Below are 19337 nucleotides of genomic sequence, written 5' to 3'. Positions count from 1 at the left end.
CCGGCCGCAAGGCCCAGGAAACGACATGACCACATCCCAAGCCGCTCCTCAAGCACACGTCAATCTCAGCAGCGCCGAACTCATCGAGCGTGCCGTGGCACGCGGAGAAGGCCAACTGGCCGCGAATGGCGCCCTGGTGGTGAATACCGGTCAGCGTACCGGCCGCTCGCCCAAGGATCGCTTCATCGTCGACGAGCCCTCCACCAGCGGTGAGATCGACTGGGGCAGCGTCAACCGCCCCTTCGATGCCGGCAAGTTCGATGCTCTCTGGGCCCGTGTCGAAGATTATCTGGGTAGCGGCGAGCGTTTCGTTTCCGAACTCCACGTGGGCAGCGACCCGACTCACTACCTGCCGGTGCGGGTAACGACCGAGACGGCCTGGCACAACCTGTTCGGCCGCACCATGTTCGTGCGCCCCGAGGGCTACAATCCTTCGGCCAAGCAGGAGTGGACCATTCTCAACGCGCCGCATTTCGAATGCGACCCGGATCGTGACGGCACCAACTCCGACGGTTGTGTGATCCTCAATTTCGCACAGCAGAAGGTGCTGATCGCCGGTATGCGGTATGCCGGTGAAATGAAGAAGGCGATGTTCTCGGTGCAGAACTTCCTGCTGCCGGCCTCCGACGTTCTGCCCATGCACTGCAGCGCCAATGTCGGCGAGGATGGTGAGACCGCGCTGTTCTTCGGCCTTTCCGGCACCGGCAAGACCACCCTCTCCGCCGACCAGGCGCGCTACCTGATTGGCGACGACGAGCACGGATGGGGCCCTGGCACCGTGTTCAACATCGAGGGCGGATGCTATGCCAAGTGCATTGACCTCTCCGAGAAGAACGAACCGGTCATCTGGAACGCCATCAAGTTCGGCACCGTGCTGGAGAACGTGGTGCTCGACGACCGCCGCGAACCCGACTACACCGACGACAGCCTGACCCAGAACTCGCGTGCCGCCTACCCGCTGGAGCACGTCGGCAAACGCGTTCCGGAGAATCGCGCCGGTGAGCCCAACGCCATCATCTTCCTGACCTGCGACATGTCCGGCGTGTTGCCGCCGGTGTCGGTGCTGTCCAAGGAAGCGGCGGCCTACCACTTCCTCTCCGGTTATACCGCCAAGGTGGGGTCCACCGAGATGGGGTCCTCCTCAGGCCTGGAAGCGACTTTCTCCACCTGCTTCGGCGCGCCGTTCTTTCCGCGTCCGGCACGCGTCTACGCCGACCTGCTGATCAAGCGTGTCGAGGCCAAGGACGCCCAGGTCTACCTGGTCAACACCGGCTGGACCGGCGGTGCCTACGGCGAGGGTGGCTCGCGCTTCTCGATTCCTACCACCCGCGCCATCATCAGCGCCATTCAGTCCGGCGTGCTGCGCGAGGTCGAGACTAAGCGCATCGAGGGGCTCAATCTGGATGTGCCGGTTTCCGTGCCGGGCGTCGACTCCAGCTTGCTCGACCCGCGTGAGACCTGGGAAGACAAGGCCGCTTACGATCGCAACCTGCGCGACCTGGCGGCCAAGTTCGTCGACAACTTCAAGAAGTTCGAAGGCGTCAACGAAGCCATCACCAAGGCCGGGCCCAGCCTGACCTGAGGTGAACCCGCGGTTTTCGTAGTGGTCTGAACGGGGAAGGGGCATTTGCCTCTTCCCCGTTCGTTTATAGACCTGGCAAGTCGGCTGGCTGACCAGGGGGAGGGTCCAATGAAACGACGTCTTTTCCTGGGGCTATTGGGTATAGGCGGTGCGGCGGGGCTCGTGCCTGGGGTCGGCTGGGGGTATCCACGCCTGTCTCTGGAAGCGGCACCCGACCTGGAGCGTCTCGAACTCTCAAGCGACGAATGGCGCGAGCGCCTCACGCCAGAACAGTTCGAGATCCTGCGCGATCATGGCACCGAGCCGCCGTTCTCGAGCCCCCTCGACAAGGAGTGGGGCGAAGGGGAATACCGCTGCGCCGGCTGTGACCTGCTGCTGTTCCAGAGCGCCATGAAGTACGACTCCGGCACCGGTTGGCCGAGCTTCTTCGAACACGTCGAAGGGCATATGCTCAGCCAACTCGACTTCAGCCTGGTATGGCCGCGGCTCGAGTATCATTGCGCCCGATGCGGCGGCCACCAGGGCCATGTCTTCAGCGACGGTCCCGAGCCCACCGGTCTGCGCTGGTGCAACAACGGGCTGGCGCTGCATTTCGTACCAGCGGCTACTTGAACCCCTCGATAATGTGCTGCGCCAGTCCGTCCACCGCCGGGGATGTGGTGTCGGGCGAGCGCAGCAGCACGATCGAGCCGTCGGGCAGCGGGGGGAAGCCATCTGCCTCGCCGAGCACACGCATGCCCGGCGTGACCAGGCTCTTCATCAGGGCGGAGACGGCAAGCCCGGCACCGACCACCGCCTGCAGGGTGGCCAGGCTGGGGCTCGAGTAGGCGATGCGGTACTGGCGGCCGGCGCGGGTCAGGCTGTGGCAGGCATGCTGACGGCACAGGCAGGGAGCCTCGAACAGTGCCAGCGGCAGTGGCGTTTGGCGATGCACAGCGTGACTTTCCGCCACCACCCATACCGTTTCCTCGCGGCGCAGGATGGTGCCGATCTCCTGGCCGACTCCTCGGGTCACGATGCTCAGGTCGAGGCTGCCGTGTGGACGATTGAGCAGATCGGAAGAGGGGGCGCACTGCACCTCGACGTCGACCAGCGGCCAGGTCTGCGAGAACGACTTGAGGATTCCGGGCAGGAAGCGCATGACGAAGTCGTCGGGCACGCCGATCCGCACCCGCCCCACCATGTCCGGCTCGCGCAGAATGTTGAGCGCCTCACCCTGCAGGTCGAGTATGCGACGGGCATAGCCGAGCAGCGTGGTGCCTTCGCTGGTGAGGTGCATCTGACGCCCTTGACGCTCGAACAGCGGGCGCTGGATAACGTCCTCCTCGAGCCGCTTGATCTGCATGCTCACTGCAGACTGCGTGCGGTTGACCGCCTGGGCCGCGCGAGTGAAGCCGCCATGGTCGACGATGGCGACGAAGGTGCGCAGCAGTTCGTGATCGATGGTGGCACTCACGGTGGCATCACTTTGTTTGATGTAAGGCATAAAATCTATTCGTTGGATTGATTTTATGCCAGGAGCGAGACTTTTTCCATCGCCCGACATGACTGGAGGAAGTCCGATATGAGCAGCCCAGCTACTTGCTACGATTCGTCATTCTGTGCCGCATCTGCCAGCGTCAAGCGAGACTGGCCGATCGTTTCGCGACTGTGGCACTGGAGAAGTTTCGTGATGCACCAGGCGCAGCTGCGCCGCGAACGCATCCAGCTGCAGGAGCTCAGCGACCATCAACTGCGCGACATCGGCCTGACTCGCGAGCAGGCGCGAAGCGAAGGTCGCCGCCGCTACTGGGACGACCTCGGCTGGTGGCGTTGAACCTGGCGGCGACACGGTGGCGTTTGTGGTAACTTGGCGCGATCTTTCGTAGTCGCAATACCAAGGAAGTCATGGACGCCACGACCCGGATCATTTCGCGCCTCGCCGAGGAGCTCGCCGTTCGCCCGCAGCAGGTGACAGCCACCGTGGAACTGCTCGACGGCGGCGCCACCGTGCCCTTCATCTCCCGTTACCGCAAGGAGGTCACCGGTGGCCTCGACGATACCCAGTTGCGCAATCTCGACGAGCGCCTGCGCTATCTGCGCGAGCTCGAGGAGCGCCGGGCAGCGGTGCTCGCCGCCATCGACGAGCAGGGCAAGCTGACGCCGGAACTCGACAGGCAGATCCAGACGGCCGATACCAAGCAGCGTCTGGAAGACCTCTATCTGCCCTTCAAGAAAAAGCGCCGCACCAAGGCGCAGATCGCCCGCGAAGCGGGGCTCGAGCCGCTTGCCGATGCGCTGCTGGCCGATCCGACCCTGAAGCCTGAAGCCGAGGCAGCCAAATACATTCGCCCCGCCGAGGGGGACGTACCGGCCGTGGAGGATGCCAAGGCGGCGCTGGACGGCGCGCGACAGATACTGATGGAGCGCTTCGCCGAGGATCCCGAGCTGGTGGGTAGGCTGCGCGAGCGACTCTGGCAGGAGGGCGAGCTCAGCGCCCGGGTGCTGCCGGGCAAGGAGCGTGAAGGGGCCAAGTTCTCCGACTACTTCGAGCACGACGAAGCGCTGGCCAAGGCGCCGTCCCACCGCGCACTGGCCATGTTCCGCGGCCGTAACGAGGGCGTATTGACCCTGGCCATCCGTCTGCCCGGCGAGGAGGAGGCGCCGATTCACCCGGCTCAGGTTGCCATTGCTCGCCACTTCGATATCCGCGACGAAGGCCGCGCCGCCGACAAATGGCTGGCCGACGTGGTGCGCTGGACCTGGCGGGTCAAGCTCTACACGCATCTCGAAACCGAGCTGATGGGACGGCTGCGCGAGCGCGCCGAGCTGGAAGCCATCGAGGTCTTCGCCGCCAATCTCAAGGATCTGCTGCTCGCGGCACCGGCGGGGCAGAAGGCCACGCTTGCCATCGACCCCGGCCTGCGCACCGGCTGCAAGGTGGCGGTAGTGGACGCCACCGGCCAGTTCCTCGAGCATGCCACTATCTATCCTCATGCGCCGCGCAACGCCTGGGACGCCTCGCTGGCCGAATTGGCCAGGTTGGCGGAGAAACACGACGTGGCACTGGTCGCCGTGGGCAACGGCACCGCGAGCCGAGAGACCGACAGGCTGGCCGGAGATCTGGTCAAGCTCCTCGCCAGCAAGAGAGTGCTGTCGAAGGTGATGGTCAGCGAGGCCGGCGCCTCGGTCTACTCCGCCTCGGAATATGCCTCGAAGGAGCTGCCCGATCTCGATGTCACCATCCGTGGCGCGGTTTCTATTGCCCGGCGGCTTCAGGATCCGTTGGCCGAGCTGGTCAAGATCGAACCCAAGTCCATCGGCGTGGGTCAGTACCAGCATGATGTCTCCCAACTGCAGCTGTCGAGGAGCCTCGAGGCGGTGATCGAGGACTGCGTCAACGCCGTGGGCGTCGACCTCAATACCGCATCGAGCGCGCTGCTGTCGCGGGTGGCCGGCCTCAACCCGGCACTGGCCGAGGCCATTGTCGCCCGTCGCAACGCGGAAGGGGCTTTCGCCAGCCGTAAGCAACTGCTCGACGTCAGTCGCCTGGGGCCCAAGACTTTCGAACAGTGCGCTGGCTTTCTGCGCATCATGAACGGTTCCAATCCGCTGGACGCCAGCGCCGTGCACCCCGAGGCCTATCCGGTGGTGGAGCGTATCGCCAGCCGCAGCGGGCGCCCGGTGGCCAGCCTGATCGGCGACAGCGCCACGCTCAAGGCGGTCAAGCCGGCCGAGTTCGCCGACGAGCGCTTCGGCGTGCCCACCATCAGCGATATCTTGAAGGAGTTGGACAAGCCGGGCCGCGATCCGCGCCCCGAGTTCAAGGCCGCCGAGTTCCGCGAAGGCGTGGAGACGCTCAAGGACCTGGAGCCGGGCATGATACTCGAGGGCAGCGTGACCAACGTGACCCACTTCGGCGCCTTCGTCGATATCGGCGTGCACCAGGATGGCCTGGTTCACATCTCGGCGCTATCCGACAAGTTCGTCGAGGACCCGCGTTCGGTGGTCAAGGCCGGCGACATCGTCAAGGTCAAGGTGATGAGCGTGGATATCGAACGCGCCCGCATCGGGCTCTCCATGCGTCTCGACGACCAGCCGAGTGAGGCCGAGGGTGGCAAATCGTCGCGCGGTAGCCAAGGAGAGCGGCGTGGCGGGCAGGCCAAGGCGCAGCGCAAGGGCGCGCCTAGCGAGCAAGCCCAGCCCAATCAGATGGGCGCCCTCGGGGCCGCGCTGCTAGCGGCGAAGAAGGGCAAATCTTGATCCCGGCATGCCTCTGGCCATACTCTCGACAAAAACCGCATGACTGGCCGCCCCGGGTGGCCTACATGCTTCGACCGGGAGGCCCGTTGAAGGCCTCCGAGACACGGGGTCCATGCCTTGTCTGATTCCTATACCGACACCGTTTCATATCTCGCCGGGCTGGCGACAAAGGGGCGCTTCGGGCGCTTGCGACGCGGCCTGGAGAAGGAGGGGCTGCGCGTCGATCACCAGGGACGTATCGCTTCCTCGCCGCACCCGCATGCGCTGGGCTCGAAGCTGACCCATCCGCACATCACCACCGACTACTCCGAAGCGCTGCTGGAGTACATCACGCCGGTCTACTGTCGCCCCGGCGATGCCATCGACTTCCTCGCCGACCTGCATCGCTTCAGCTATCGTCACCTGGGTGACGAGCTGGTGTGGCCGGCCAGCATGCCGGCCAGACTCGACGGCAACGACAGCGTGACCATTGCCGACTACGGTAGCTCCAACGTCGGCACCATGAAGCATGTCTATCGCAAAGGGCTGGACGTGCGCTATGGCCGCATCATGCAGGCCATCGCCGGCATCCACTACAACGTCTCGCTACCCGACGAGCTGTGGGAGCTGCTGCGCGAGCGCGACGGCGCCACGCAGATGTCGCTAGACGACTACCGCTCGAGCCGGTACTTCGGCCTGATCCGCAACTTCCGGCGCCACAGCTGGCTGCTGCTCTACCTGTTCGGTGCCTCGCCGGCGCTGGACCGCAGTTTCCTGCCCGAGGGCAACATTCCCGACAAGCTGCGTGCGCATGGTCGCGAGACCCTGATCTCGCCCTACGCCACCAGCCTGAGAATGTCGGACCTGGGCTACCAGAACAAGGTGCAGGAGCAGCTCAAGATCTGCTTCAACTCGCTCTCCAACTACGTGGGCACCCTGCGTCACGCGATCTCCACGCCATGGCCCGCCTACGAGGCGCTGGGCGTCAGGGATGACCTCGACTGGCAGCAGCTCAATGCCAACATCCTGCAGATCGAGAACGAGTACTACAGCGACATCCGGCCCAAGCGCGTCACGCGGCACAACGAAACGCCGAGCCAGGCGCTGGAGTCGCGCGGCGTCGAGTACATCGAGGTGCGCTGTCTCGATCTCGATCCCTTCCTGCCGCTGGGCATCGACGAGCCGCGCCTGCGCTTCATCGATACCTTCCTGATGTGGTGCCTGCTCTCCGAAAGCCCTTGGATTCCCGACGAGGAGTGCGATCGGCTGGACGACAACCGCCGGTTGGTCGTCGAGCGCGGGCGCGACCCCGAGCTGCGCCTGCTGCAGGACGGCCAACTGCGCTCCGTGGCCGAATGGGGCGGCGAGATCTTCGCCGAGCTGGCCAAGGCCGCCGAACTGCTCGACGCCCTGGAGGAGGGCGCGCCTCATGCCGAGGCCGTCGCGTCGCTCGCGCCCTGGATCGAGGACCCTGAGTTGACGCCTTCCGGGCGGCTGCTGGCGCGGCTGGAATCGACCGGCGAGGAGTTCATTGATGCGACTCTTGCTCTCGCCGAGGAGCACGCCGAACGGATGCGGCATGAAGCCGTGAGCCCGGCGCGCAAGTCCACCTTCGAGCAGATGGTCGAGACGTCGCACCAGCAGCAGCGCGATATCGAGGCAGCCGATACCCTTCGCTTCGATGAATTTCTCGAGGAGTATTTTGCCAGTGCCCGCGAGCCCCGTGTGGCGATGACCAGCCAGGGAAATGCCTGATGATCGAGCGACTCCGACGTCTCTCCGTACGCCAATGGAGCCTGGCCGGGCTGGCCTTCTGTATCCTGATGATGCTCGTTGCCCTGGGCCTGGAGCACATCGGTGGGCTCGAACCCTGCCCGCTGTGCATCTTCCAACGGGTGGCAGTGCTGGCTGCGGCGACGGTGTTCATCGTCGCGGCGATCCACAACCCGCAGGGCCGGCTCGGCCCGGTGGTCTACGGCGGGTTGTCGCTGACGGCAGTGCTCGGCGGCATCGTGGTCGCTGCTCGCCACCTGTGGCTGCAGTCGCTGCCGCCGGATCAGGTACCGAGCTGCGGTCCGGGGCTCGACTACATGATGGACATCCTGCCCATGCGCGACGTCATCGCAACGGTGCTCTCCGGCTCCGGCGAGTGCGCCGATATCGATTTCCTGCTGTTGGGTATTTCGTTGCCGGGCTGGACGCTGATCGGCTTCATCGTGCTGGCGTTGGCCCCGCTGGGGATCCTGTACCGTGCCGTCCGCGGTCTGCGGCCCTGACGCAGGAGGACGACGCCATGCTCTATCGTGACTTCGCCACCCAGGAGGCCATCGACCGCGAATACGACCCCATGCGCGGCCGCGACCCGGCCGCACTGCTTGCGGGTTGGCGAGCACGCAGTGCGGCCGTACGCGAGCAGTGTCGCGTCTCGTTGGATGTCGCCTATGGCCCGACGCTTGCCGAGTGCATGGACGTCTACCACGCCGAGCGTGACGATGCGCCGCTCCACCTGTTCTTCCATGGCGGTTACTGGCGTTCGCTGAGCCATCGAGAGTTCGGCTTCGCCGCCGAGGGGCTGGTGCAGGCGGGCATTAGTGTGGCGGTGGTCAACTACGCGTTATGCCCCACGGTGGCCTTCGGTGAGCTGGTACGTCAGGCGCGTGCCGCGGTGGCATGGGTGCAGCGCAACGGTTCGGTGCTGGGCGTCGCCCCGGCACGCCTGAGCGTCTCCGGCCACTCCGCCGGTGGCCATCTCGCCGCCATGCTGCTGGCCACCGACTGGCAAGGGAGCTATGGGTTGCCCGACGATAAGATCGCAGGGGCGCTGTGCGTGAGCGGGCTCTATGACCTGCGCCCCTTCCCCTGGTCGTGGTTGCAACCCAAGCTGCAGCTCACCGGGCGCGACGTGACCGACTACAGCCCGCTGTTCCTGCCGTGCCGGGTGCCCGCGTCGGTGCATCTGGTCGCGGGCAGTGAGGAGTCTTCGGAGTTCGCGCGTCAGATGCAGGCCCATGCCGAGCACCTCGAGGCCCTGGGTATGGCGGTAGGCGCCGAGCTATTGCCCGGCGACGATCACTTCTCGATCCTCGATCACTACGCGCCGGGTGGGCTTTTCACCCAGCGCATCGCCAGCTTCCACCAGACCTGATCAGGCCTCGGGTATGACTGCGGTGGCCTCGATTTCGACCTTCGCCCGGTCCTCGATCAGATCCGCCACCTGCACCATGGTCATGGCCGGAAAATGCTTGCCCATCACCTCGCGATAGGCAGCGCCCACTTCCTTGAGCCGCGCCAGATACTCCTGTTTATCGGTGACGTACCAGGTCAGGCGCACCACGTGCTGCGGGCCGGCGTCGGCCTGGTTCAGCACCTCGACGATATTGGCCAGCGCCTGGTGCACCTGAGCGACGAAGTCGTCACTCTCGAAGACCTGATCGCGATTCCAGCCGATCTGGCCGCCGACGAAGATCGTGGGGCCGGTGGCGAGCACGCCGTTGGCGTAGCCCACGGCGGCCTTCCAGTGCGAAGGATGAAGCAGCTCGTGCAGAGTGGCGTTACTCATCTGGATATCCTTGTTGGCAGTCCTTGGCGAAGTGTCGACGCATGGCTTCGGGCCAGGGCAGGGGTCGGCCGCTGTCCAGGTCGACGAAGACCAGGGTGGAGTCGCAGGTCAGACGCGGCTCTCCGTTGCAGTAGGCAACGGTGCGCAGGGTCAGGCTGGTGCGGCCGACGTCACGGATCGTGAGCTCGAAGGCGAGCGTCTCCCCCAGTCGGCTGGGGGCATGGAAGTCGGTCTCGATGTGGGCCGTGGGCACACCGGTGCGCGAAGTGACATGCAGGCGATTGAAGTCGTGGCCCACCGACTCGGCGAAATAGTCCTCGACCACCGAGTTGAGCATCTCGAAGTAGCGGGGGTAGAAGACGATCCCCGCCGGGTCGCAGTGTTGGAAGCGCACCGTGCGCTGGGTCGTGAAGGGCATGGCGATTTCTCCTATACCCCGAGATAGCGATCGCGGATGGTGTCGTCGAGTGCGCCGGGTTCCCCGGTCCACGCCGTGCGCCCCTTCTCGAGAATGGTGCAGCGGTCGGCCACCGGCAGCAGCTCGGCAAGCGACTTGTCGACGATCAAAGTGGACTGGCCCTCTGCCTTGAGCGCGCGAATCGCCGCCCAGATCTCCTGGCGTATTACCGGAGCCAGGCCTTCGGTGGCCTCGTCGAGGACCAGCAGGCTGGGGTTGGTCATCAGTGCGCGTCCGATAGCGAGCATCTGCTGTTCACCGCCGGAGAGGGTGTTGGCCATCTGCTGGCGTCGCTCGGCCAGCCGAGGAAAGAGGCCTTCCACACGTGCCAGGTTCCAGCGGCCGGAGCGCGCCGTGACCATCAGGTTCTCGCGGACCGAGAGGTTGGCGAAGCAGCGCCGCCCTTCGGGAACGAGCCCGAGCCCGGCCTGGGCGATACGGTATGATGGCAGGCGGTGCAGCTCCTGCGACTCGAAGGTGATGCTGCCGCTGCGCGGCGGGGTGAGGCCGAAGATGGAGCGGATGGTAGTGGTCTTGCCCATGCCGTTGCGCCCCATCAGTGCCACCATCTCGCCGGCCTGCACGCTGAGGTCGACGCCGAACAGCGCCTGGGAGGGGCCGTAGAAGGTCTCGATCGCGGTGACGTTGAGCATCTCAATCCCCCAGGTAGGCTTCACGAACTTGTGGATTGCCGCGGATCTCGGCGCCGTCGCCATGGGCAATCACGGCCCCGGCCACCAGTACCGAAATTCGGTCGGCCAGGCGGAACACGGCGTCCATGTCATGCTCGATCAGCAGGATCGGCACCTCGTGCTTGAGCGTCTCGAGCAGCTCGGTCAAGCGGGCCGATCCTTCGGGTCCGAGCCCGGCCATGGGCTCGTCGAGCAGTAGCACCTGCGGCTTGAGCGCCAGGGCGCAGGCCACCTCGACCTGGCGACGCTCGCCGTGGGAGAGTTCCGATACCGGTGTTTCGGCACGATGCGTGAGCGCCATGCGCTCCAGCGCCTCCATGGCCGGCGTAAGCAGGTTTGCGTCGCGATCCACCGGCTTCCAGAAGCGGAAGCTGTGCCCCTGCAGCGCCTGCACGGCGATCATGACGTTGCGCTTCACCGACAGCGGCTCGGCCAGCGACGAGACCTGGAAGCTGCGGCCCAGCCCCAGCCGGGCACGCTGGGCCACGCTGAGTGGGGTGATCTCCCGGCCGGCCAGCGCGATGCTGCCGGAATCGGGCTTGAGTCCGCCGGCGATCTGGCCGATCAGCGTCGACTTGCCGGCGCCGTTGGGGCCGATCAAGGCATGGATCTCGCCCGGCCTCAGGTCGAGCGACACGTCGCAGGTGGCCTGCAGCGCGCCGAAGCGCTTGTTGAGGTTCGAGAGTGTCAGTACGGCATCACTCATGGCGCTCCCTCCCGGCCAACCAGCCCATCACGCCGTACTTGGCGAACAGAACCACCAGCAGCAGTACCAGGCCGAGGAACAGCTTCCAGTACTCGGTCATGCCGCCCAGCAGGGTCTCCATCATCACGTAGAGGATGGCCCCGGCCAGCGGGCCATAGAGTCGGCCCACGCCGCCGAGGATGACGATTACCATCAACTCACCCGACATATGCCAGCTGAGCATGGTGGGGCTGACGAAACCGTTGAGATCGGCGTACAGCGCCCCTGCCAGGCCGGTGATCATCGCCGAGATGACGAAAGCCACCAGGCGGATGGGGTAGGGGGCGATACCGGCGGTGGCCAGGCGGTTCTCGTTGAGCCGGGCCATGGTCAGCGCTGCGCCGAAGCGCGACTTCATGATGCGTGAAGTGATGGCAAGCGACAGCATCAGCCCGCCGAAGCAGACCAGGAAAAAGGTCAAGGCGTTGCTGGTGTCGACCCACGGCAGTGAGTTGCGCAGGTAGATCGGCAGGCCGTCCTCGCCGCCGTAGGTGGGCCAGGAGTTGGCGAAATAGTAGACCATCTGGGCAAAGGCCAGGGTGATCATGATGAAGTAGACCCCGGTGGTGCGCAGCGAAATGGCGCCGATGAACAGCGCCAGCAGGCCGCACAGCACGATCGCCGCTAGCCAGATCACGAGCATGCTGTCGCTGCCGGGGAGGTCGATAGGCCAGCCGATCACCGGGGTGAGGTCGAAGGCGTGATAGGCGCTGATACCGGCCACGTAGCCGCCCAGGCCAAAGTAGGCGGCGTGGCCGAAGCTCACCATGCCGCCGTAGCCGATGGCCAGGTTGAGACCCACCGCCGCCATGGCGATCAGGGTCATACGCGAGGCCAGGTTGACGTAGTAGACGTGGCCCAGGAAGTAGGCCGCCAGCGAGGCCAGCAGCAGCAGGGCCAGCAAGCCGATCTGCACCAGCCCCTTGCGGTCGTGCCAGTTGGCGGCCGGCGCCGGCAGCCCCGGCCGGGCGGCGAGGGTTTGAGTCTCGGGCTTAGTCATGGGCGGCAAATAGTCCCTTGGGTTTGAAGGCGAGAATCACGGCCATCAGGATGTAGATCAGCATCGCGGCGAGCGCGGAGCCGACACCGGCGGCCTCCGAAGGGCTCATGAACTGACCGAAGAAAGACGGCAGGAACACCCGCCCCAGGGTATCGACGACCCCGACCAGGATGGCGCCGTAGAGCGCACCCTTGATCGAGCCGATGCCGCCGATCACGATCACCACGAAGGCGAGTATCAGCACCGGCTCGCCCATCCCCACCTGTACCGACTGCATGGCGCCGACCATGGCTCCGGCGAGGCCGGCAAGCGCGGCACCCATGGCGAAGACCAGGGTGTAGAGGCGGGCAATGTTCACGCCCAGCGCGCCGATCATTTCGCGGTCGCTCTCGCCGGCGCGGATGCGCATGCCGAGCCGAGTGCGCGAGATCAGCAAGTACAGGCCTACCGCCACCGCGATCCCCACGGCAATGATCACCAGCCGATAGATGGGATAGCGCAGGTCGCCCGGCAGGGTAACCGAGCCCGATAGTGACGCCGGCGGATTGAGCCACAGCGGCGAGGAGCCGAACAGCCAGCGGGTGCCCTCCGAGAAGATCAGGATCAGGGCGAAGGTGGCCAACACCTGATCGAGGTGGGGGCGGTGATAGAGCCGGCGGATCACGATCAGTTCGACCAGGGCGCCGACTGCAGCGGCCACGGCGATGCCGGCCGCCAGGCCAACGAGGAAGGAGCCGGTGGTGGCGCTGACCAGTGCCGTGGCGTAGGCGCCGACCATGTAGAAGGAGCCGTGGGCCAGGTTGATCAGCCCCATCACGCCGAAAATCAAGGTCAGGCCGCTGGCCATCAGGAACAGCATGGTGCCGAGCTGCAGACCGTTGATGAGCTGTTCGATAAATAGTGTCATGGGATCAGGCAGTCATTGGAGTGGGTGGCGGCCGGCCCGGGAGGGCCGGCCTGGCCGGGTCACATCTCGCACTGGGTGTGGTAGACGTCCTGAATGTCCTCGATGGCAATACCCACCAGGCGATTGGTCGGCTGGCCATCGTCGCCCTCTACCACCTCACGCACATAAATGTCCTGGATGGGGTGATGGTTGGGGCCGAAACGGAATTCGCCGCGCACCGAGTCGAAATCGGCCTCGCGCAGCGCCTCGCGGAAGGCGTCCTGATCGTCCGGATGGGCCTTCTCCAGTGCGCTCAAGATCAGGTTGGCGGTATCGTAGCCTTGGGCTGCATAGAGGGTCGGCATACGGTCGTAGGTTTCGCGAAAGCCCTCGACGAAGGCGTGGTTGGCCTCGTTGTCGAGATCGTAGGCCCACAGCGAGGTGTTCATGGCGCCGATGGCCGCGCTGCCCACCGCCTTGATGATGATCTCGTCGAAGGAGAAGGCGGCACCGAACACCGGCATGTCGACGCCCGAGTTCTCCCACTGCTTCATGAACGAGATGCCCATGCCGCCGGGCAGGAAGAAGAACAGGCTGTCGGCATCGCTGGCGCGGATCTGAGCGATCTCGGCGGCGTAGTCGGTCTGACCCATCTGCGTATAGATCTCGTCGACCACTTCGCCTTCGTAAAGGTGCTTGAAGCCGGCCAGGGCGTCGGTGCCGGCGGGGTAGTTGGGCGCCATGATGACGGGGCGCTCATAACCCTGCTCGCGCATGTAGGCACCCATGGCGCCGTGCAGGTTATCGTTCTGGTAGGCAGCGTTGAAGTAGTTTTCGTGGCACATGCGACCGGCAAGATCGGAAGGGCCGGCATTGGGCGATATGTAGAAGGTGCCCTGGCGTACTGCCGCCGGTACCACCGCCATGGCCAGGTTGGAGAAGATGATGCCGGTGAGTATATCGACCTCGTCGCGCTGCATGAACTCGTTGGACAGGCTGCGCGCCAGGTCGGGCCGGTTGCCGTCGTCCTGCACCAGCACCTCGATGTCGTCGCGGCCGGAGCGTTCGATGGCCAGCATGAAGCCATCGCGTACGTCCACGCCCAGGTGCGAGCCGCCGCCGGACAGGGTGGTGATCATGCCGATCTTGACCTCTTCGGCCTGAGCCGCCGCCATGGCGGTGGTCATCAACAGGCCAAGGCCAACGCTGGCTAGTCTCTTCATGGATTTACCCTCTTCGTTCTCGATTGTTTTGTTCATCAGCGCTTCGCTCAGCGCTGTCGCTACGGTTGCCCGCCTGGTCGTGCCGCCGGGCCGTTTCCCCACTGTCAGTCAGGGTAATGCTCCTGGCGTAACCGGAAGCGCTGCACTTTACCGGTGGCCGTTTTCGGCAGCGTCTCGACGAAGCGAATCGAGCGCGGATACTTGTAGGGCGCGATACGCTGCTTGACGAACGCCTGCAGCCGCTCGACGCAGTCCGTGTCCGGCTCGACACCGGGAGACAGTACCACGAAGGCCTCGACGATCTGCCCACGCTCTCCATTCGGTGCAGCGATCACGGCACACTCGGCCACCGCCTCGTGGGCCAGCAGCGCCGCTTCCACCTCGGGCCCGGCGATGTTGTAGCCGGACGAGACGATCATGTCGTCGTTGCGTGCGGCGAAATGGAAGTAGCCCTCCTCGTCCTGGGTGAAGGCGTCGCCGGTGAGGTTCCAGCCCTGCTGTACGTAGGCCCGCTGGCGGCTGTCGGCTAGGTAGCGGCAGCCGGTGGGCCCACGTACCGCCAGGCGGCCGATCTCGCCGCGTGGCAGTTCATTCATGTCGGGATCGACGATCTTCGCCTCGTAGCCTGCCACCGGCCTGCCGGTGCAGGCGGGGCGGTGGTCGTCGAGGCGATTGGAGATGAAGATATGCAGCATCTCGGTGGCACCGATACCGTCGAGGATCGGTGTGCCGGTCTTCTCGATCCAGTCGTGATAGATCGGCGCCGGCAGTGTCTCGCCGGCCGATACCGCCACGCGCAGGCTGGCCAGCGCCTCGCGGTTGTCCAGCGAGGCGAGCATGGTGCGGTAGGCGGTGGGCGCGGTGAACACGATGGTGGCGCGATGCTCGCGAATGATGTCGAGCATGTTGGGTGGGGTGGCCTTCTCCAGCAGTACGGCGCTGGCACCGAAACGCAGCGGGAAAATCGCCAATCCGCCGAGGCCGAAGGTGAAGGCCAGCGGCGGCGAACCGACGAAGACGTCGTCCGGCGTTACTTGCAGCACCTCGCGGGCGTAGCCGTCGGCGATGATCAGCAGGTCGCGGTGAAAGTGCATGGTCGCCTTGGGCTTGCCGGTGGTGCCCGAGGTGAAGCCGAGCAGGGCGACATCCTCGGCGGCGGTGGCCACCGCTTCGAAGTCGGTCGGCTTGTCCAGCGCCAGGCGGTCGAGCTCGGCGTCGTGGTTCGCCGTGCCGTCGAAGCCCACCACGCGCTTCAGGAAGGGGCTGTCCGCGGCGCAGGCCTCGAGTTCCTCGAGCAGGCGGGTATCGCACAGGGCCAGGGCGATCTCGGCCTTGTCGACGACCTGGGCCAGCTCGCCGGCACGCAGCATCGGCATGGTGTTGACCACCACGGCGCCGGCCTTGGTGGCGGCGAGCCAGCAGGCGACCATGGCGGGGTTGTTGGCCGAGCGGATCAGCACTCGATTGCCGGGGCGAACGCCGAGGTCTTCCACCAGAGCGTGAGCCAGGCGGTTGGTCCACTCGGCGAGCTCGCGGTAGCTGCGTCGGCGGCCGTTGCCGATCAGCGCCACGCGCTCGCCGTGTCCGCGCTCGATCCAGCGGTCGCAGAGCTCCACCGCGGCGTTGAGGCGCTCGGGGTAGTCGAATTCATCGAGCCTGAGCTCGGGCCATTCATGCACGGGAGGAAGGTTTTCCCGGGTGAAGGTATCGGCATGGGCCGACGGTGTGTTCATGACCATTCTCCGTACATCTTTGTTGTTGTGCGGCGCCGAGGCGTCGACAGGGGGATACGGTGTTTGGCGTACGTCTGTCGTTCTACTGGGTTAGACAGCTCCGGGCGATCACTACCTTCTGTACGTCCGAGGCGCCCTCGTAGATGCGCAGCGCGCGGATCTCGCGATACAGGCTCTCGACGATGTGACCCTTGCGCACGCCGTCACCGCCGTGCAGCTGCACCGCCTTGTCGATCACGTCCTGGGCGCGGTCGGTAGCGTAGAGCTTGGCCATAGCCGCTTCGCGAGTGACACGCTCGGCGCCCATGTCTTTGGTCCAGGCGGCGCGATAGACCAGTAGCGCGGCGGCATCGACGTCGAGGGCCATCTCGGCCAGGTGACCCTGCACCATCTGCAGGTCGGCCAGGCTGGCGCCGAACAGCTCGCGGCTGCGCGCCCGCTCCAGCGACTCGTCCAGCGCACGGCGGGCGAAGCCCAGGGCGGCGGCACCCACGGTGGAGCGGAACACGTCGAGTACCGCCATGGCGATACGAAAGCCCTGACCGGGCTGGCCGATCATGGCGCTCGCCGGCAAATGCATGTCGTTGAAGCCGAGCCGCGCCAGCGGGTGTGGTGAAATGGTTTCGAGCCGCTCGCGGATCTTGAATCCCGGCGTATCGGCTGGCACCAGGAAGCAGGAGAGCCCCTTGGCCCCGGGCCCCTCGCCGGTGCGGGCAAACACGGTGTAGAGGTCGGCGATGCCGCCGTTGGAGATCCAGGTCTTCTCGCCGTTGAGGCGGTAGCCGTCACCGTCGCGCTCGGCGGTGGTGTCGAGCTGGGCCACGTCGGAGCCCGAGCGCGGTTCGCTCAGCGCGAAGGCAGCGAGCGCCTCGCCACGGCGGGTGCGGTCGAGCCACTGCTTCTGTTCGTCGCTGCCGTACAGGCTGATCGCGCCGGTGCCCAGGCCCTGCATGGCGAAGGCGAAGTCGGCCAGTCCGTCGTGACGGGCCAGGGTCTCGCGAATCAGGCACAGGCTGCGCACATCGATGGCGTCGCCCGCGGTGCCCTCCAGGAATCCCGCCCGGCCCAGGTCGCGCACCAGCTGGATGCAGGTAGCGTCGACGTCGCCGTGATCGCGGGGCAGCTCGCGCTGGCACCACGCCTCCAGGCGCTTGGCCAGGTCGCGGTGGCGGGCTTCGAAAAACGGCCAGTCGAGAAAGCTCTTGTCGCTCATCAGTCCCCCTCGAAGACCGGCTTCTGTTTGGCGGCGAAGGCGCGGTAGGCGCGCTCGAAGTCGCGGGTCTGCATGCAGATCGCCTGGGCCTGTGCCTCGGCCTCGATGGCCTGCTCCAGGCTCATCGACCACTCCTGGTTGAGCTGGGTCTTGGTGATGCCGTGGGCGAAGGTGGGCCCCTGGGCCAGGCGAGTGGCGTAGGCGATGGCTTCTTCCTCGAGGTTCACGGCTTCGACCAGGCGGTTATAGAAGCCCCACTGCTGGCCTTCTTCCGCGCTCATGCTGCGCCCGCTGTAGAGCAGGTCGGCGGCGCGGCCCTGGCCGATGATGCGGGGCAGCATGGCGCAGGCGCCCATGTCGCAGCCTGCCAGGCCCACCCGGGTGAAGAGGAAAGCGGTGCTGGCCTGGGGCGTGGCGAAGCGGATGTCCGAGGCCATGGCGATGATGGCGCCGGCGCCGACGCAAACGCCGTCTACCGCGCTGATGATGGGCCTCCCGCAGTGGATCATCGCCTTGACCAGGTCGCCGGTCATGCGTGTGAACTCGAGCAGGCCCTTCATATCGCGCCCGACCAGCGGGGCGATGATCTCGTGCACGTCGCCGCCGGAGCAGAAGTTGCCGCCGTTGGAGGTGAACACCACCGCCTTGACGTCCTCGGCGTAAGCCAGGTCGCGGAAGGTGTCGCGCAGCTCGGCGTAGCTGTCGAAGGTGAGCGGATTCTTGCGCTCGGGACGGTCCAAGCGGATCACCGCGACGTCGCCCTCCATGCGCCACTGGAAATGGCGCGGTGTCAGGTCGGCCAGTTTCATTGGCGTTGTTCTCCCGTGTCGGCCGGCAAGCGATGCAGCAGCTCGCCGATATGATGGGCGTCTTCTGCGCTGACGCCGTCGAGCAAGGCATCGACCCAGTCCTCGTGGGCTGCCGCCATGGTGGTGAAGGCGTCGCGTCCGTCGGCGGTCAGGCGTACCAGGGTGGCGCGGCGATCCCCCTCGATGGCGATGCGTTCGACCAGACCGTCTTCGGCCAGGCGGTCGATGATGCCGGTCACGTTGCCGTTGGAGACGCGCAGCCGCTTGGAGAGTTCGTTCATCTTGAGCCCTTCCCGCTCGCGGAAAAGCGCCGCCATGACGTCGAAGCGCGGCAGGGTGGAGTCGAACTCCAGGCGCAGCTTCTCGCGTAGCGCCGCCTCCACCTGGCGCGTCACCCGCAGCATGCGCAGCCACAGGCGCAGGCGCTCCTTGCTCAGGCTTTCCGGTTTCGGCAGCGAAGCTGTCATATTTCGCCTCCCGAGATGGAGATCGCCTGGCCGTTGATGGCGCCGCTGTGCGGACCGCACAGCCACAGCGCCGTAGCGGTGACCTCGGCGGGCTGAATTAAACGCCCCGTGGGGTTGGTCGATTGGAAGTGGGCGCGGGCCTGTTCCGCTGACTGGCCGGTCTTGGCCATGATGGTGGCAACACTTTCCTCGAGCAGCGGGGTCTCGGTGAAGCCGGGGCATAGCGCGTTGACGGTGATGTCACGGCCTGCCACCTCCTGGGCCAGGGCGCGCACAAGGCCTACCACACCGTGCTTGGCGGCGCAGTAGGGCGCCACGTAGGCGTAGCCCTTGAGCCCTGCGGTGGAAGCCACGGCAATCAGCCGGCCGTTGTCGCGCAGGTGCTTCAGCCCCTCGCGAAGGGTGAGGAAGGTGCCGGTCAGGTTGACCTCCAGCATGCGCTGCCACTGGTCCAGCTCGGTGCGCGAGAGCGGGGCGCTTTCGGCCGCCCCGGCGTTGGCGATGACGATATCGACCTCGCCCAGGTGGTTGAAGAGCGATGCCATGTCGTCTTCCTGGGTGACATCGGCGACAGCGTAAGTGATCGCCGAGTGGCGGGCGGCCACCTTTTCGAGCGGCGCGCTACGACGCCCGGTAATGACGACATCGGCGCCCGCTTCGGCGAAGGTCAGCGCCATGTCGGCGCCGATACCGCTGCCACCGCCGGTGACCACTACGCGCTTGCCCAGCATCGTGGTGCTCCCGTTCATG

20 protein-coding genes are annotated in these 19337 nt (G+C 65.8%); 7 read left to right on the top strand and 13 right to left on the bottom strand.

Going from position 1 to position 19337, the window contains the following annotated elements; translation table 11 throughout:
• The first annotated feature begins 25 nt into the window (after positions 1 to 25).
• Positions 26 to 1582: a phosphoenolpyruvate carboxykinase gene (locus HNO52_RS15135; RefSeq protein ID WP_197566073.1), complete on the top strand. Its 1557-nt coding sequence runs from the start codon at positions 26 to 28 to the stop codon at positions 1580 to 1582.
• Between the two features lie 108 nt (positions 1583 to 1690).
• Positions 1691 to 2194, top strand: a complete 504-nt coding sequence (gene msrB / locus HNO52_RS15130) for a peptide-methionine (R)-S-oxide reductase MsrB (RefSeq protein WP_197566072.1) — start codon at positions 1691 to 1693, stop codon at positions 2192 to 2194.
• Here the strand turns inward: msrB and HNO52_RS15125 are convergent.
• The gene (locus HNO52_RS15125) at positions 2187 to 3068 is read right to left on the bottom strand and encodes a LysR substrate-binding domain-containing protein (protein ID WP_197566071.1); all 882 of its coding nucleotides are present in this window, start codon (positions 3066 to 3068) and stop codon (positions 2187 to 2189) included. The two genes, msrB and HNO52_RS15125, sit on opposite strands and share 8 nt — an antisense overlap.
• Positions 3069 to 3146: 78 nt before the next feature.
• On the opposite strand from HNO52_RS15125, the gene HNO52_RS21120 reads away from it, so the two are divergent.
• The 5 genes from HNO52_RS21120 to HNO52_RS15100 all read left to right on the top strand — a co-directional run bounded on the left by HNO52_RS21120 (position 3147) and on the right by HNO52_RS15100 (position 8948).
• On the top strand, positions 3147 to 3398 hold the full coding sequence (locus HNO52_RS21120) for a DUF1127 domain-containing protein (RefSeq protein WP_232090319.1): 252 nt from the start codon (positions 3147 to 3149) through the stop codon (positions 3396 to 3398).
• 71 nt (positions 3399 to 3469) lie between these two features.
• Positions 3470 to 5824 carry a Tex family protein gene (locus HNO52_RS15115; RefSeq protein WP_197566070.1) on the top strand — a complete coding sequence of 785 codons (2355 nt, stop codon included), beginning with the start codon at positions 3470 to 3472 and terminating at the stop codon, positions 5822 to 5824.
• A 117-nt stretch (positions 5825 to 5941) separates the two neighbouring features.
• On the top strand, positions 5942 to 7558 hold the full coding sequence (gshA, locus tag HNO52_RS15110; RefSeq protein ID WP_197566069.1) for a glutamate--cysteine ligase: 1617 nt from the start codon (positions 5942 to 5944) through the stop codon (positions 7556 to 7558).
• Positions 7558 to 8079 (top strand): disulfide bond formation protein B, encoded by a 522-nt coding sequence (locus HNO52_RS15105; RefSeq protein WP_197566068.1) that lies wholly within the window; start codon positions 7558 to 7560, stop codon positions 8077 to 8079. Before gshA ends, HNO52_RS15105 begins: the two co-directional genes overlap by 1 nt.
• A gap of 17 nt (positions 8080 to 8096) precedes the next feature.
• Positions 8097 to 8948: an alpha/beta hydrolase gene (locus tag HNO52_RS15100; RefSeq protein ID WP_197566067.1), complete on the top strand. Its 852-nt coding sequence runs from the start codon at positions 8097 to 8099 to the stop codon at positions 8946 to 8948.
• On the opposite strand, the gene HNO52_RS15095 is transcribed toward HNO52_RS15100, so the two are convergent.
• The 12 genes from HNO52_RS15095 to HNO52_RS15040 all read right to left on the bottom strand — a co-directional run bounded on the left by HNO52_RS15095 (position 8949) and on the right by HNO52_RS15040 (position 19336).
• Entirely contained in the window at positions 8949 to 9362 is a 414-nt protein-coding gene (locus tag HNO52_RS15095) for a RidA family protein (RefSeq protein ID WP_197566066.1), read from the bottom strand.
• Entirely contained in the window at positions 9355 to 9780 is a 426-nt protein-coding gene (locus HNO52_RS15090) for an acyl-CoA thioesterase (protein WP_197566065.1), read from the bottom strand. The genes HNO52_RS15095 and HNO52_RS15090 overlap by 8 nt, the downstream gene beginning before the upstream one ends.
• 11 nt (positions 9781 to 9791) lie before the next feature.
• Positions 9792 to 10472 carry an ABC transporter ATP-binding protein gene (locus tag HNO52_RS15085; protein ID WP_197566064.1) on the bottom strand — a complete coding sequence of 227 codons (681 nt, stop codon included), beginning with the start codon at positions 10470 to 10472 and terminating at the stop codon, positions 9792 to 9794.
• Position 10473: 1 nt separating this feature from the next.
• Complete coding sequence (locus HNO52_RS15080) at positions 10474 to 11217, bottom strand: ABC transporter ATP-binding protein (protein ID WP_197566063.1); 744 nt, start codon at positions 11215 to 11217, stop codon at positions 10474 to 10476.
• Complete coding sequence (locus HNO52_RS15075; protein WP_197566062.1) at positions 11210 to 12256, bottom strand: branched-chain amino acid ABC transporter permease; 1047 nt, start codon at positions 12254 to 12256, stop codon at positions 11210 to 11212. The genes HNO52_RS15080 and HNO52_RS15075 overlap by 8 nt, the downstream gene beginning before the upstream one ends.
• Positions 12249 to 13163 carry a branched-chain amino acid ABC transporter permease gene (locus HNO52_RS15070; RefSeq protein ID WP_197566061.1) on the bottom strand — a complete coding sequence of 305 codons (915 nt, stop codon included), beginning with the start codon at positions 13161 to 13163 and terminating at the stop codon, positions 12249 to 12251. The genes HNO52_RS15075 and HNO52_RS15070 overlap by 8 nt, the downstream gene beginning before the upstream one ends.
• A 59-nt stretch (positions 13164 to 13222) precedes the next feature.
• Entirely contained in the window at positions 13223 to 14365 is a 1143-nt protein-coding gene (locus tag HNO52_RS15065; protein WP_197566060.1) for an ABC transporter substrate-binding protein, read from the bottom strand.
• 104 nt (positions 14366 to 14469) lie between these two features.
• A complete protein-coding gene (locus tag HNO52_RS15060; RefSeq protein WP_197566059.1) occupies positions 14470 to 16098 on the bottom strand; it encodes a benzoate-CoA ligase family protein in 1629 nt (542 codons plus the stop codon).
• Between the two features lie 82 nt (positions 16099 to 16180).
• Positions 16181 to 17311, bottom strand: a complete 1131-nt coding sequence (locus tag HNO52_RS15055) for an acyl-CoA dehydrogenase family protein (protein WP_197566058.1) — start codon at positions 17309 to 17311, stop codon at positions 16181 to 16183.
• Positions 17311 to 18120, bottom strand: coding sequence for an enoyl-CoA hydratase family protein (locus HNO52_RS15050; RefSeq protein ID WP_197566057.1), 810 nt, complete (start codon positions 18118 to 18120; stop codon positions 17311 to 17313). The genes HNO52_RS15055 and HNO52_RS15050 overlap by 1 nt, the downstream gene beginning before the upstream one ends.
• Complete coding sequence (locus tag HNO52_RS15045; RefSeq protein ID WP_197566056.1) at positions 18117 to 18587, bottom strand: MarR family winged helix-turn-helix transcriptional regulator; 471 nt, start codon at positions 18585 to 18587, stop codon at positions 18117 to 18119. The genes HNO52_RS15050 and HNO52_RS15045 overlap by 4 nt, the downstream gene beginning before the upstream one ends.
• Complete coding sequence (locus HNO52_RS15040; protein WP_197566055.1) at positions 18584 to 19336, bottom strand: SDR family NAD(P)-dependent oxidoreductase; 753 nt, start codon at positions 19334 to 19336, stop codon at positions 18584 to 18586. Before HNO52_RS15040 ends, HNO52_RS15045 begins: the two co-directional genes overlap by 4 nt.
• Between the last annotated feature and the right edge of the window lies 1 nt (position 19337).

This window comes from Halomonas sp. MCCC 1A13316, from assembly GCF_014931605.1.
Classification (GTDB): Bacteria; Pseudomonadota; Gammaproteobacteria; order Pseudomonadales; family Halomonadaceae; genus Halomonas.
The sequence above is the reverse complement of the archived record's forward strand: the minus strand, read 5'-3'. Positions and strand labels throughout refer to the sequence as shown.

Coding starts and splice junctions, on each gene's coding strand:
- HNO52_RS15090 (WP_197566065.1), bottom strand. CDS start 9,780: ATGCCCTTCACGACCCAGCGCACGGTGCGCTTCCAACACTGCGACCCG.
- HNO52_RS15050 (WP_197566057.1), bottom strand. CDS start 18,120: ATGAAACTGGCCGACCTGACACCGCGCCATTTCCAGTGGCGCATGGAG.
- HNO52_RS15045 (WP_197566056.1), bottom strand. CDS start 18,587: ATGACAGCTTCGCTGCCGAAACCGGAAAGCCTGAGCAAGGAGCGCCTG.
- HNO52_RS15055 (WP_197566058.1), bottom strand. CDS start 17,311: ATGAGCGACAAGAGCTTTCTCGACTGGCCGTTTTTCGAAGCCCGCCAC.
- HNO52_RS15080 (WP_197566063.1), bottom strand. CDS start 11,217: ATGAGTGATGCCGTACTGACACTCTCGAACCTCAACAAGCGCTTCGGC.
- HNO52_RS15065 (WP_197566060.1), bottom strand. CDS start 14,365: ATGAAGAGACTAGCCAGCGTTGGCCTTGGCCTGTTGATGACCACCGCC.
- HNO52_RS15060 (WP_197566059.1), bottom strand. CDS start 16,098: ATGAACACACCGTCGGCCCATGCCGATACCTTCACCCGGGAAAACCTT.
- HNO52_RS15135 (WP_197566073.1), top strand. CDS start 26: ATGACCACATCCCAAGCCGCTCCTCAAGCACACGTCAATCTCAGCAGC.
- msrB (WP_197566072.1), top strand. CDS start 1,691: ATGAAACGACGTCTTTTCCTGGGGCTATTGGGTATAGGCGGTGCGGCG.
- HNO52_RS15085 (WP_197566064.1), bottom strand. CDS start 10,472: ATGCTCAACGTCACCGCGATCGAGACCTTCTACGGCCCCTCCCAGGCG.
- HNO52_RS15040 (WP_197566055.1), bottom strand. CDS start 19,336: ATGAACGGGAGCACCACGATGCTGGGCAAGCGCGTAGTGGTCACCGGC.
- HNO52_RS15115 (WP_197566070.1), top strand. CDS start 3,470: ATGGACGCCACGACCCGGATCATTTCGCGCCTCGCCGAGGAGCTCGCC.
- HNO52_RS15105 (WP_197566068.1), top strand. CDS start 7,558: ATGATCGAGCGACTCCGACGTCTCTCCGTACGCCAATGGAGCCTGGCC.
- HNO52_RS15095 (WP_197566066.1), bottom strand. CDS start 9,362: ATGAGTAACGCCACTCTGCACGAGCTGCTTCATCCTTCGCACTGGAAG.
- HNO52_RS15100 (WP_197566067.1), top strand. CDS start 8,097: ATGCTCTATCGTGACTTCGCCACCCAGGAGGCCATCGACCGCGAATAC.
- HNO52_RS15125 (WP_197566071.1), bottom strand. CDS start 3,068: ATGCCTTACATCAAACAAAGTGATGCCACCGTGAGTGCCACCATCGAT.
- HNO52_RS15070 (WP_197566061.1), bottom strand. CDS start 13,163: ATGACACTATTTATCGAACAGCTCATCAACGGTCTGCAGCTCGGCACC.
- HNO52_RS21120 (WP_232090319.1), top strand. CDS start 3,147: ATGAGCAGCCCAGCTACTTGCTACGATTCGTCATTCTGTGCCGCATCT.
- HNO52_RS15075 (WP_197566062.1), bottom strand. CDS start 12,256: ATGACTAAGCCCGAGACTCAAACCCTCGCCGCCCGGCCGGGGCTGCCG.